General features: G+C 65.3%; 12 protein-coding genes and 1 pseudogene. 8 read left to right on the top strand and 5 right to left on the bottom strand.

Annotated features, from left to right (window positions below; genetic code table 11):
- Window positions 1–7: 7 nt before the first annotated feature.
- Entirely contained in the window at window positions 8–673 is a 666-nt protein-coding gene (locus LXM88_RS04595; RefSeq protein WP_262530842.1) for a TetR family transcriptional regulator, read from the bottom strand.
- A gap of 94 nt (window positions 674–767) precedes the next feature.
- Between LXM88_RS04595 and LXM88_RS04590 the strand changes: the two genes are divergently transcribed.
- Together LXM88_RS04590 and LXM88_RS04585 are read left to right on the top strand one after the other, a co-directional pair.
- Window positions 768–1,592, top strand: coding sequence for an NmrA family transcriptional regulator (locus LXM88_RS04590; RefSeq protein WP_262530840.1), 825 nt, complete (start codon window positions 768–770; stop codon window positions 1,590–1,592).
- A gap of 2 nt (window positions 1,593–1,594) precedes the next feature.
- On the top strand, window positions 1,595–2,080 hold the full coding sequence (locus LXM88_RS04585; protein WP_262530838.1) for an anthrone oxygenase family protein: 486 nt from the start codon (window positions 1,595–1,597) through the stop codon (window positions 2,078–2,080).
- A 24-nt stretch (window positions 2,081–2,104) separates the two neighbouring features.
- Here LXM88_RS04585 and LXM88_RS37100 read toward each other — a convergent pair.
- Both LXM88_RS37100 and LXM88_RS04575 read right to left on the bottom strand, forming a co-directional pair.
- A pseudogene (locus LXM88_RS37100) lies at window positions 2,105–2,228 on the bottom strand (AraC family transcriptional regulator); the annotation flags it as partial.
- Window positions 2,229–2,350: 122 nt separating this feature from the next.
- Complete coding sequence (locus LXM88_RS04575; RefSeq protein WP_412524083.1) at window positions 2,351–3,217, bottom strand: DUF2071 domain-containing protein; 867 nt, start codon at window positions 3,215–3,217, stop codon at window positions 2,351–2,353.
- Window positions 3,218–3,417: 200 nt separating this feature from the next.
- Here LXM88_RS04575 and LXM88_RS04570 point away from each other — a divergent pair, with 200 nt between their 5' ends.
- Window positions 3,418–3,870, top strand: a complete 453-nt coding sequence (locus LXM88_RS04570) for a hypothetical protein (protein ID WP_262530834.1) — start codon at window positions 3,418–3,420, stop codon at window positions 3,868–3,870.
- Window positions 3,871–4,011: 141 nt separating this feature from the next.
- On the opposite strand, the gene deoC is transcribed toward LXM88_RS04570, so the two are convergent.
- Window positions 4,012–4,692: a deoxyribose-phosphate aldolase gene (gene deoC, locus LXM88_RS04565; RefSeq protein ID WP_262530833.1), complete on the bottom strand. Its 681-nt coding sequence runs from the start codon at window positions 4,690–4,692 to the stop codon at window positions 4,012–4,014.
- Window positions 4,693–5,688: 996 nt separating this feature from the next.
- Between deoC and LXM88_RS04560 the strand changes: the two genes are divergently transcribed.
- Window positions 5,689–6,756: a GlxA family transcriptional regulator gene (locus tag LXM88_RS04560; RefSeq protein ID WP_262530832.1), complete on the top strand. Its 1,068-nt coding sequence runs from the start codon at window positions 5,689–5,691 to the stop codon at window positions 6,754–6,756.
- Between the two features lie 431 nt (window positions 6,757–7,187).
- On the opposite strand, the gene LXM88_RS04555 is transcribed toward LXM88_RS04560, so the two are convergent.
- On the bottom strand, window positions 7,188–7,463 hold the full coding sequence (locus LXM88_RS04555) for a hypothetical protein (protein ID WP_262530830.1): 276 nt from the start codon (window positions 7,461–7,463) through the stop codon (window positions 7,188–7,190).
- A gap of 122 nt (window positions 7,464–7,585) precedes the next feature.
- Here LXM88_RS04555 and LXM88_RS04550 point away from each other — a divergent pair, with 122 nt between their 5' ends.
- The 4 genes from LXM88_RS04550 to LXM88_RS04535 all read left to right on the top strand — a co-directional run bounded on the left by LXM88_RS04550 (window position 7,586) and on the right by LXM88_RS04535 (window position 12,726).
- Window positions 7,586–8,662, top strand: a complete 1,077-nt coding sequence (locus LXM88_RS04550) for a sugar transferase (RefSeq protein WP_262530828.1) — start codon at window positions 7,586–7,588, stop codon at window positions 8,660–8,662.
- Window positions 8,663–8,832: 170 nt separating this feature from the next.
- A complete protein-coding gene (locus LXM88_RS04545; protein ID WP_262530826.1) occupies window positions 8,833–10,008 on the top strand; it encodes a polysaccharide biosynthesis/export family protein in 1,176 nt (391 codons plus the stop codon).
- Window positions 10,005–10,439: a low molecular weight protein-tyrosine-phosphatase gene (locus tag LXM88_RS04540; RefSeq protein ID WP_262530824.1), complete on the top strand. Its 435-nt coding sequence runs from the start codon at window positions 10,005–10,007 to the stop codon at window positions 10,437–10,439. Before LXM88_RS04545 ends, LXM88_RS04540 begins: the two co-directional genes overlap by 4 nt.
- A gap of 49 nt (window positions 10,440–10,488) precedes the next feature.
- A complete protein-coding gene (locus LXM88_RS04535) occupies window positions 10,489–12,726 on the top strand; it encodes a polysaccharide biosynthesis tyrosine autokinase (protein ID WP_262530822.1) in 2,238 nt (745 codons plus the stop codon).
- Window positions 12,727–12,734 lie beyond the last annotated feature (8 nt).

Raw genomic sequence — 12,734 nt, 5'->3', positions numbered from 1 at the left:
CGTGCCGTTACGCGTCCAGCACCGCCAGATCCCTCGGCAACATCCGCTTGAACATTGCGAGAATCTGCCGCGCCGCTTTCGGCGGCAGCGTGATCGCATGGCGCACCGCCGCCGCGATCTGGATCATCATCAGCTCGGCGAACGCGCTGCGTTGCGCGCGTGTCGTGTCGGGCGCCACTTCTCCCAACGCATCCGCGAACAGCCCGGCCAGGAACTCGCCGTCCGCCCGGTCGAGTGCCTGCAGCGCGCGGTCGGCCTGCGTCGCGCGCCAGATGTCGCGCATCAGCGGCTCGTCGACGAACATCCGGTAGTAGCTGTCCGTGATGCGGGCAAGCGTGTCGTGCAAGTCGTCGAGCGTTTTCATCGCGGCGAGATCGCGCCGCACGCAATCGTGCCCGACTGCGTTGTAACGCTCCGCGAGCGTGCCGATCACGGCCGCCTTGTCCGGAAAGTACTGGTACAGCGAACCGAACGAGATGCCCGTGCGTTCGACGATGTCGCTCATCCGGAACGCATCGCAGCCTTTCTCGATCATCACTTCCGACGCGCACGCGAGGATGCGCTCGAACCGCTCGCGGCTGCGCTGCTGCGTCGGCACGAGCCGCGCGCGCGCCGGCGCGTCCGCTGCCGCCGCTTCGGGCTCGTCGTTCTGCCCCGATTTTTGTCGGCCCATGCCGCCTCCAGAAAAACTTGACGTTGCTAATGCGAGAGTCTATCGTGTTTTTGAAACGCGAGACACTCTCGTATTTTAGTCAAAGGAGACGCTCATGTCGGCACTTCGCATCGTCATCGTCGGCGGTTCGGGCAAGACGGGCGCCCGCGTCGATGCGCGGCTGCGCGCACGCGGCATCGCTACCCGGCCCGTGTCGCGCACGTCGGCCGTCCGCTTCGACTGGACCGAGCCCGCAACCTGGCCCGCTGCGCTCGACGGCGTGTCGGCCGCGTACGTGACCTACCAGCCCGACATTGCCGTCGAAGGCGCGGTGGAAGCGATTGCCGCCTTCGCGCGGCTTGCGCGTGAAGGCGGCGTCGAGCGCGTGGTGCTGCTGTCCGGGCGCGGCGAGCCCGGCGCGCAGGCGGCCGAGGCTGCGCTGCAGGCGTCGGGGGTGGGCTGGGGCGTGGTGCGCGCGAGCTGGTTCGACCAGAACTTCTCCGAGGGCTTCCTGCTCGACAGCGTGCTGGCCGGTGAGGTCGCGCTGCCGGCCGGTGCGGTGCGCGAGCCGTTCGTCGACGTGGACGACATCGCGGACGTGGCCGTGGCCGCGCTCACCGATGCGCGCGTCGCGAACCGCGTGATCGAGGTCACCGGCCCGCGCGCACTGACGTTCGCCGAAGCCGTCGGCGAAATCGCGCGGGCCGCCGGCCGGCCGATCGCGTATCGCGAGATTCCGCCCGATGCGTTCGTCGCGGGGCTGCGCGAGATCGGCGTGCCGGAGCCGGTCGTCGAGTTGCTCGACGAACTGTTCGGCACGGTGCTCGACGGGCGCAACAGCGCGGTGGCACATGGCATCGAGCACACGCTCGGGCGGCCCGCACGCGATTTCGCCGACTATGCGCGTGCGACGGCCGCAACCGGCGTGTGGAGCGCATGACCATGATCGCGTTCGTGACTTCCGCATTGCTGTGGGGTTCGGCCATCGGCTGCGGGCTGATGGCCGGCGTGTACTTCGCGTTCTCGACGTTCGTGATGACGTCGCTCGGACGGATCGCGCCGCAGGCGGGCGTGGCCGCGACGAATGCGATCAACGTCGACATCGTGCGTTCGCCGTTCATGCCGCTGTTCCTCGGCACGACGCTGATGGCACTCGCGCTGGTCGTAATCGTGCTGTTCGATCGCGACCAGCCGGGCGCGATGGCGGCGCTGGTCGGCGGCGTGCTCTACGTGTTCGGCATGTTCGCGGTGACGATGGCCGTCAACGTGCCGCTCAACGATGCGCTCGCCGCGGCCGATCCGGCGACCGCGCAAGGCGCGGCGCTGTGGACGCGCTACGTGCACGACTGGACGATGTGGAATCACGTGCGCACGGTGGCGTCGGTGGCCGCGTGCGTGTCTTTCATCGCGGGGATTGCGGCGCGGTAGCACCGCCGTCGAGCCGACCACGCGCTACGCATGGACCGCCGACGGCGACACGCTGAAATTCCGCTTGAACATCGCGGAGCGCGCTCTGGCTGCCGTAGCCGTGGTCCATCGCGACGGTCAGCACTTGCTCGCCATGCGCGACGCGTTCGAACGCGGCGCGCGCTCGGGCCGTATCGCCGTGCAATTCGCGCGCGACTACGCGGGGCGGCGCGCCGCCGAAGACGACGCGGATGACTGCGAGCCCGCGCGGCGGACCGGCTGAGCGCGGCGCTACAGCAGCCGCTCGGACAGCACGCGGAACGCGACGTCGGGCACGACGAAGCACATCGGTTCCCCGGTGGCGCCGATGCGCGCGAGGAAGTCGCCGCCGCCCGCGGGCCCGACCGTCTTCAGCGGCCGGACCGCGTCGACGTCGATCGGCAGGTCGATCGACGCGTATGCAAGGCGGTCGCAGTCCGCGACGTGCGCGATCGCCGCATGCTGCAGCGACAGCGTCGCGACGGCATCGCGCCAGTCCTTGAAGAACGGCGCGAACGCGTCGGGCAGCGTTCGATCGTCGGATGCTTCAGCCGTGCAGCGGAAGTCGGGCGCGCTGCCGCCTCCGCCCGCCAGCAGCGTGTCGTAGCGTCCGTCTTGCTCCGCATGCGTGAAGCGTTGTGCGAGATGCGACGGCAGCGCGTCGCTGAAGAGCCGGCTGCCGAGCGCATAGAGCGGGTGGTCGAACACGTTCTTCACGAACAGCACCGTACGGTCGGCCGGCGCTCCTCCCGGCAGCGCATCGACGTAGAGGCGCCAGTTGCTCTGCAGCGGCGACGGAAACACGCGTCGCAACGGGCCGGCGAGCCGCGGGCCGAAGTGCCGGTGCGCGTAGGTGAGCGTCGTGAACAGCGTGCGGCCGTCGCGGCTCGCGAGCGTGACGCCGCGCGGCACCAGGTGCGCGACGGCCGCGACATCGACGACCCACGTGCAATACACGACGTTTTCGACGTCGCTCGCGAGCTGCAGGAACGGCAGCCGCGACAGCAGCGCGCGGCGTGCGCGCAGCAGCGGGCCGCTCGCGACGATCCGGTTGGCGATCCGGCCGGCGGCGCCGGCGGACGGGTAAACGAAGGCGTTGTCGTATCGCATGAGCGGCATTGTGCCGGGGTTGCCGCGTGGGTGGAAGCGCGGGGCGGCGTCGATTCGCCGAACCGGGAGCGGATGTGCGCGGTTGCGGCCGCACCGATCGCGGTTAGAATTTCCGTCGCCGTGCTTCGTATTTCGACCATCGACATCGAAGGGCCGAGGATCGAAATGCGCATTCAACGATAAATACTTTCCCACGCCGGGAGGCGAACATGAACGATCTGACGCAGCAATCCGGGCCTGAGCTGATCGTGCGCGGCAGCCGTTTTGCGTTGCCGACCCTGGTGTTCGCGCTGGTCGCGATCGGCGGGGGCTTCATCTGGGCCGTCAACGCGGATCCGTTTTTCAGCTTCACGTCGTTCATCATGCCGTTCATCGGGGCGCTGGGCGGCCTCGGTTACATGTTCGTCATGACGCGCGCCGTGTTTTACGACGACAGCTTCAAGGTGCAACGGATCTCCGTGCCGTATCGCGATGTCGTCGAAGTGACGCGCGGCACGTTCTCGCTGGTCGTGCGCTATCGCGTCGCGACGCGGTCGGGCGACACCAGGATGCGCAAGGTCAGGCTGCCTTTTGTCGAAATGCGCATCGACGACCGGAAGAAATGCCTCGAGATCCTGCGCAGGCACGCGCCGGACGCGTTCAAGGCGGATATCGCCGCATGAGCGACGCGCCGGGGCCGGGCACGTGTTACGACGGCCGAGCCACGGTGCCTGTTTCGTCGGCGGTGCATCGTTGTTCGAACGCTTGTTCGCGCAACCGGCCTGCGCTTGCAGCGCTCGCTTGCAAAAGCCGGCCTGCGCGCGTCAGTACGTCGAATCGCTGCCGCCCTGATCGGTAACGATCGCCACCCCCGAACTCGTGCCGAGCCGCGTCGCGCCGGCTTCGAGCATCGCGAGCGCGGTCGCGCGGTCGCGCACGCCGCCCGATGCCTTCACGCCGAGATCCGGGCCGACGGTGCGGCGCATCAGCGCGACATCCGCGAGCGTCGCGCCGCCGTGGCCGAAGCCCGTCGACGTCTTCACGAACGCGACGCCGAGATCGCGGCACATCTCGCACACGCGGACCTTCTCGTCGTCGGTCAGCAGCCCCGTCTCGAGGATCACCTTGAGCGGCACCGCGCCGCATGCATGCTGCACGGCCGCGATGTCGGCCTTCACGTCGTCGGCGCGGCCGCTCTTCAGCGCGCCGAGGTTGACCACCATGTCGATCTCGCCGGCGCCCGCCGCGATCGCGGCCGACGCCTCGAATGCCTTCGCGGCCGACAGCCCCGCGCCGAGCGGAAAGCCGACCACCGCGCAGACGAGCACGCCGGTGCCGGCCAGCTCGCGTGCCGCGAGCGGCACGTTCGCCGAATTCACGCAGACCGAGAAAAAGCGATGGCCGGCCGCCTGGCGGCAGAGTTCGCGGATCTGTGCGTCGGTCGCGTCGGGCGCGAGCAGCGTGTGATCGATGGTTCGAGCGAGTTGGGCGTTGGAAAGCGGCATGTTTCGGGACTCCACGAATCATGTGCCGGAAAGGCACACGGAAAGTCGATATTCTCACATCGGCTTGTTACAAATCGTTACCGTCCGTCGCGCGATCTGCCGTTACTGTCGCAACGAACCTGGAAGCAGGTTCGCGCCGCGTTACCTGTCGAACGCGATATCACTGTGTCGAATACGTCGTTGGCTAGAAATTGGTGCACCCATCCGCGCATTCGTTCATGGATAAATTCGAATTCAACGAGAACGTTTACCCGGAAATGTGCCGAAATATTCGGGAAATAAACGGATATTCGATTGTCGATACAGGGTGGTTGCGCGAATTTACAATAACTCCGATGAATATTTCCGCGGCGACCGTTCGCGCGAAATCGACGTGTATCTGATTCGCGCGCGGCGCCGTCGATTCGTGTTCAGCGATCGTCGGACAGAACTCGCGAAATTTCCATCGATTGCCGTCCGCATTGCGTTTAAGGCGCGGTGCGCCCGGCATCGACTCAAGCATGTCGCCGGAATGTACGAATAATCGGAATAGCTGCCCGGATTTGCACCTGGCGGCACGCAAGTATCGCCGCTCTGTCAGTGGGCGCCGGCTTCAATCGAACGCGGGCGGTATCTGACGACCGACGGTCGAAATGGGCTCCACGGTGCCGGTGCCTGTCGCCGTGACACCGTCCCTTATCCGCTCCTGCGGCGCCGGCCGGTATTTGCAGCGCATTGGACGACACCAATTCCCTCGCAAGCGTCCGGAACTGGAAGAACGCCACATATCCCGTTTGATATCCCCCGTCAATGATTTACGTCAATTTTTCATCGGATCCTGCGAATGAATTCGCATCGGATCCGACGTTTGTCAATAAAAAGTGCCACATCATCGGCTTGATTGATTCCGACAACAACACGGCGAAAACAGACATTGATAAATCGGCGGACGAGGGCCGCCGCATATGATGCGGCGCAGAAATCAAGAAATGTAAGAAATTGTCAAAGGGCCGTAAGATGCAAACAGTGTCGAATCATTCATCGACGGGGTTAAGCGTGAATCGTGGTCGAAGCCCCGGAAACGGGTATCACCGAGCAAGCGTAATCGTACTGTTGCTCGAAGGTTTTTCGATTATGCAGATGGGCAAGCTGGCTGCGGTTTTCGAACTTGCCAATCAACTCGGTCGAGCCGACGGCGCATTCGCCGACCACTACGAATTAAGGCTTTATTCGATTCATGGCGGCCCGGTTCGTTCGTCGTCCGGTGTCGGGATCTGGACGGACGCAACGCGCACGCTCGAGGCAAGCACGGTTCACGCGATGTTCGTCCTGAGCGGTCAAGGCGGGATCGACGAACTCGACGAGCAGCTGATCGCGTGGCTCAGACACGCGCATCAGCGCGCGCGTGTCGTCAGGGGCAGCAGTGGTGGCCGGAAGTTGCTGACGCAGATTCATCTGGCGCAAAAGGAGGTCGACAACGCGTCGCCGGCGGTGGACGGCGGCGGTGCGTCGCACGCCGGACGCGATGACGCCGAACATGCCGGTGACGAGGACGACGGGCCGTTCTCGGATGCGTTGTCGATCGTGCGCGTCGACATGGGCTACGAAATCGCGCAGGAAATCGTGACTTGCATGGTGTCCGGTGCGAATCGCAAGCTGACCGACGTGCTGTTCGGCGCACGTGTCGCGCAGGCCAGCACGTTGATCCGCAGGGCGGCACATCACCTGCGCGTCAACAGCGAGAATCGAATCTCCATCGCGGACGAGGCGCAGGCCGCCGCGATGAGCGAGCGCAATTTCCTGCGGCGCTTCAAGAACGAGATCGGTGTCACGCCGACCGAGTTCGTGTTGAGAATCCGCCTCGAAAAGGCCTGCCGCATGCTGATCGAGACGGATCTTCCGGCCGACAAGGTTGCGAGACGAACCGGCCTTGGCAGTGGCGACCGGATGGCCAAGCTGTTTCGCCAGCACTTGCAGACTTCGCCGACCGAATACCGGGCCGTCGCTCGAAAAGGCGGCGACGCTTCGGCGGAAATGCAGTATGCGTCGGACCTGAGCGGCTGGATGAACGGCGCGACATCCTAGGCGCGCGATCGCCGTTCGCCACGCGAAGCCGATTCGCGGAAATTCATTGCGCCGAAACCAATCAATATCCGGATAAATGGTATTTCGTTCGAATGACACGATGGTCATTCCTGAACTAGAAATACGGATATCTATCGATCGCGATGCGACGAAGGTGGAATCGGCCACATTCGTGGCGCGGTCCGACACCAGTTGTCCAAAACACGTTTCCACTGGATTAAATTATCGATTGGCCTTTCGAGGAGGCGGCACCCCGGCACTCCTCGGAATTTTGCCTGCCGTGTCGCCGTGAGCGCACCGTGCAGGCCTTTTTATTCCTCGAGCCAGCACTCGTGCCGACGGCATTCGGCCGATGCTCGCTCGCATGTTCCGGGCGGTGATCAGGCAATACGATCGCTGCCCGGTGCGCCGGATTCGACCGGCAGGATGAATCACGAATTGGCGGGAAATGGCGTGTCGCCATCGCGATCGGAATTCGGGATTCGTTCATCGAAATCGCACGTCATTTGGAATGGAATTTCACCGGGGCAATCGTGAATTCGATCGAATAATTCCGCCGCGGAATCAGCCTTGATTTCTTCCGCCATCAACAAGGCGAATTCGGACGCAAGCGATAAAAGCGCGAGTCGCGACGAATATGATGCACTGCGGAAACACTGAAGCAACGACGTCGCGGCGAGCAGGCGGCAAGTCACGCTGATCGGCAAGCCCGCCGGGCCGCGCGCCGCGGCATGACCGAACGTGCAACCCGGGCGACATGAACTGCAGGCGTGAAGCGCCGGTGCGCCGCGCGAACGGATGTTGAATGATGAATTAGGAGTTCATATCAATGAATTCGTTGATCAATCGAGCGACCGATATCGGACTGATCGTGCTGGGCGCGTTCATTCCGGCGTTGATCGGCGCGACCGGCGGTGTGCGGGGATCCCTGTTCGACGGTGCGCTGGTCGCCTTTGCCGCCGCGCTGGCGTTGTCGGTATTTCCCGCCTGCGGCATCTACGAGGTCGCGCGGACGCGATCGGCGCTGCACGTGCTCGGCCGGACCGTGCTCGCGTGGATCGTCGTGCAGGGCATGAGCACCGCGCTCCTTTACATCCTGCATCGCGCACACGTGCTGTCGAGCGAATGGTTCGTGTACTGGACGCTCGCGAGCGGGATCGGCCTGATCGCCTTCCGCGCGCTGACGCTCGCGATCTTCGGGATGATCGAGCGTGCGGGCGGCCAGGTTCGAGCGGCCGCGATCGCGCACGCCGACCTGCGCGGCCAGCGCGAGTTCGGCCACCGCACGGTCGGACGAATCAAGCGGATGATCAAGCGCAGCTTCGACCTGGCCGGTGCGTCGTTGCTGCTCGTCGTGCTGGCGCCGGCGCTGCTGGGCATCGCATGGGCCGTGCGGCGCGACGGCGGCCGGGCGATCTTCGGGCACGAGCGCGTCGGCCGCAACGGTCGGCCGTTCAAGTGCCTCAAGTTCCGCTCGATGGTGACGAATGCCGATGCGGTGCTCAAGGCACTGCTGGAACGCGACCCGGACGCCCGCGCGGAATGGGATCGTGAATTCAAGCTGAAGAACGATGTCCGCATCACGCGCATCGGCCGCTTTCTCCGCAAGACGAGCCTCGACGAGCTGCCGCAGCTGGTGAACGTGCTGAAGGGCGACATGAGCCTGGTCGGGCCGCGACCGATCGTCGAGGCCGAGCTCGAACGCTACGGCGCCGACGTGCGCTACTACCTGATGGCGAAGCCCGGCATGACCGGCCTCTGGCAGGTCAGCGGCAGAAACGACACCGACTATTCGACGCGCGTATCGCTCGACGTTTCCTACGTTCGCGAATGGTCGCTGCGCCGCGACATCGGCATTCTGTTCCGGACGATCAACGTGGTGTTGCGCGGTTCGGGCGCGTACTAGCCGTCGCCGCGGGCACGCCGTGGAATGCGCGCGGCGGGCCGTCGCGACAGCAGGCATTGTGGTTTGTAGTGGCAGGAAGCATGTCCGATCTTGACAGGGGTGCTGTACTTGCGCCGGCACGGCGCGAGGCGATCGGAGCAATTTCAAATTAGAACAAATGCGAGGTTGTAATGCAGAGGTTGCATCAAATCGAGTCGGCGCGCTTGTCCGCGCCGCGTCGGCCGTCGCGTGTCGGTCCGCTGGCGATGATTCTGCCGCTGTGCGCATTGCTGGGCGCATGCGGCATTGCGCCAGGCATGCGCATGCAGCAACCCGCGTCGATTCCGCTGCAGAGCGGGACCACGCCTGACGAGAATGTCGCGCTGCCGGTTCCGGTCACGAACATCGACCTGTCGCTGATTCGGCGGATGCGCGAGACGGAGCGCAGTACGCACGGCGAAGCCCGCGATATCGTCGCGTCGCCGGACGCATACACCATCGGCCGCGGCGACGTGCTGCAGATCACGGTATGGGACCACCCCGAACTGGCGGCGGCGCTCGGCGCGCCCGCCCAGGCCGCGCCGCGGGCGGCGGACGCGCCGCCGGGTTTCGTCGTCGACCAGGACGGCACGCTGCAGTTTCCGTATGCGGGCCGGCTGCCGGTTGCGGGGCTGACGGCCGAGCAGGTGCAGACGCAGCTCACGCGCCGTCTCGACAAGACGTTCAGGAATCCGCAGGTCACGGTGCGCATCGCGTCGTTTCGCGCAAAACAGGTTTATATCGAAGGCGAAGTGCACACGCCGGGTTCGCAGCCGCTGAACGACATCCCGATGACGCTGTACGACGCGATCGGGCGGGCGGGCGGCTTTTCGGCGACGGCCGACCAGAGCCGGATCGTCCTCGTGCGCGACGGCGTCGAGCGCCGGATCGACCTGACGGAGTTGGCCGAGCAAGGCCGCAATCCGTCGAAGATCGTGCTGCGGAACGGCGACCTGGTGCGCGTGCTGCCGCGCGACGAGAGCGGCGTGTTCGTGATGGGCGAGGTCAACAAGCCCGTGACGGCATTGCCGATGCGCAATGGCCGCTTGACGCTGAGCGAAGCGATTTCGCAGGCCGGCAGCCTGAACGCAAACACGGCCGATGCCGCGCAACTCTACGTGGTGCGCGGCACGCAGGACGAGCAGCCGCAGGTTTACCACCTCGATGCCAGGTCGCCGGTCGCGATGGTGCTGGCCAACCAGTTCCAGCTGAAGCCGAAGGACATCGTGTACGTCGACGGCAACGGCCTCGTCCGGTTCAGCCGCGTGCTGAGCCTGTTGCTGCCGGCCATCAATGCCGGCCTGACCGCGGCCATTGCGACCAAATGATCGAATCCATTCTGATCGTCTGCGAGGGAAACATCTGCCGCAGCCCGATGGCCGAAGCGATGCTGCGCCAGGCGATGCCCGGGCGCCGTGTTGCGTCCGCCGGCCTGAACGCACTCGTCGGCATGCCGGCCGCGCCGTATGCGCAGGACGTCATGCGCCTGCGCGGATTCGACGTGTCGACGCATCGCGCGCAGCAGATCGGCCGGTCGCTGTGTACCGACGCCGACCTGATCCTCGTGATGGACAGGCGGCAGCGCACATCGCTCGAGAACCAGTTCCCGTTCGTGCGGGGACGCGTGTTTCGCGTCGGCGAGTACACGGATTTCGATGTGCACGATCCGTACCGCCAGCCGAGGTTCGTATTCGAACGCTGCGCACGGCTGATCGAGCTCGGCGTGACCGAGTGGTCGAAGCGCCTTCGTATCGTTTGACGCGGCCGTTGGTCGATTCCCCACTGGAACTCATTCGCCTCATATCGTCATGACTCAACAATCCGCTCCGCCGCAGCAAGCCGCCGAAGACGGCAGCGAGACCGATTTTGTCGCGGTGCTCGACATCCTGCTGGAAAGTCGCTGGCTGATCGCGACGATCACCTGCGTGTTCCTGGTCGCGGGCCTCGCGTATGCGATTCTCGGCAAGCCCGTGTTCGAAGCGAACATCATGGTCCAGGTCGAGGACAGTCCCGACACGTCGGCCGCCAAGTCGTTGCTGGGCGACGTGTCCTCGTTGTTCGACGTCAAGTCGTCGGCCGCTGCCGAACAGCAGATTCTCGCGTCGAGGCTGGTCGTCGAGCGCGCGGTGGACAAGCTCAAGCTCTTCATCGATGCATCGCCGAAGCGCTTTCCGCTGATCGGCGACTGGATCGCACGCCGCGGCGACGGCCTGTCCGATCCGGGCCTGGCCGGGTTCGGCGGCTACGCATGGGGCCGCGAACGGATCGACGTGACGCTGTTCGACGTGCCGCGCAAGAATGAAGGCGACAAGTTCACGCTGACGAGCCTGGGCGGCAAGCGCTATCGGCTCGAAGGCGGCGATCTCGATGCCGCGGTCGACGGAACGATCGGCACGCTCGAGCACTTCCGGTCGCCGCGCGGCCCGATCGCGCTGCGCGTCGACGCGATCGTCGCGAAGCCCGGCGCCGCGTTCGTGCTGATCCGCAACTCCCGGCTGAAGACGATCGAGGATATCCGGGATCGCCTGAACGTCCAGGAGCGCGTGAAGCAGTCGGACGTCGTCGTCGCCAGCCTGCAGGACACCGATCCGAAATGGGTCAGCGACACGATGAACGAGATCGGCCGCCAGTATGTCCGGCAGAACATCGAACGGAAATCGGCGGAGGCTGCGCAGTCGCTCCAATTCCTGACCGCGCAACTGCCGCAGCTCAAGCGGCAACTGACCGATTCCGAGGCGCGCCTGACGAAACTGCGCAACGAGCACGGTACGGTCGATCTCACCGAGGAAGCGAAGCTCGCGCTGGTCCAGACCGCCGACGCGAAGACGCGCCTGCTCGAACTGCAGCAGAAGCGGCAGGAGCTGATGTCGCGTTTCACCGACCGGCATCCGAGCGTGGCCGCGCTCGACGAGCAGATCGCGGCGCTGAACGGCTATCGGAACACCGCCGAGCTGCAGATCCGGCGTTTGCCGGACCTTCAGCAGGAAGCCGTGCGGTTGATGCTCGACGTCAAGGTCAACACCGATCTCTACACGGCATTGCTGAACAACATGCAGCAACTGCAGCTCGTGCAGGCCGGCAAGGTCGGCAACGTGCGCCTCGTCGACGTGGCGGCGGTGCCGGAAGTGGCGGTGCGGCCGAAGAAGGCGCTCGTCGCGGTGGCGTCGCTGCTGCTCGGGCTGCTCGCCGGTTGCGCCGCCGCGGTCGTCCGCTCGATGCTGTTCCACGGCATCTCGGATCACAACGAGATCGAGCGCCGTCTCGGCCTCTCGGTATACGCCACCGTGCCGATCAGCGAGCACCAGCGCGATCTGGCCGAGGAGGCCGCGCGCAAGAGCGGCCACAAGTCGGTCCTGTCGATCGACTTCCCGAACGAGCCGGCCGTCGAGTGTCTGAGAAGCCTGCGGACCGCGCTGCAGTTCGCGATGCTCGAGGCGAAGAACAACATCGTGATGATCGCCGGCCCGGCGCCGGGCGTCGGGAAGACGTTCATCTCGTCGAACCTCGCGGTCGTGATGGCCAGCGCCGGCAAGCGCGTGCTGCTGATCGACGGCGACATCCGCAAAGGCCGGCTGCACGACTATCTCGGCTTTCCGCGCGACCGGGGCTTCACTGAACTGATCGCCGGCAGTGCGCGCGTGGAGGACGTGATGCATCGCGAGGTGGTCGACGGCCTCGATTTCATTTCGACCGGGACGATGCCGAAGAATCCGGCCGAACTGCTGCTGAACCGGAATCTCGCGCCGCTGCTGGACGGTCTGTCGTCGCGTTACGACATCGTCATCGTCGACTCGGCGCCGGTCCTCGCCGTGCCCGACAGCGGCATTCTCGGCGCGTTCGCCGGCACGGCGCTGCTCGTCACGCTGGCCGGCAAGACGAAGCTCGGCGAGATCGGCGAATCCGCGAAACGCTTCGCGCAAAACGGCGTTCGCCTGAACGGCGTGATCTTCAACGGCGTCAATCCGCGGCTCGGACAGTACGGGTACGGTTCGAAGTACGGCGGCTACCGGTATGTCGCATACGAATACGGGACGCACGATGCGTGACGCGCGTA

The organism is Burkholderia sp. S-53 (assembly GCF_025560745.1).
In the GTDB taxonomy this organism is placed as follows: domain Bacteria; phylum Pseudomonadota; class Gammaproteobacteria; order Burkholderiales; family Burkholderiaceae; genus Burkholderia; species Burkholderia pyrrocinia.
This window is presented reverse-complemented; position numbering and strand designations above follow the sequence as displayed.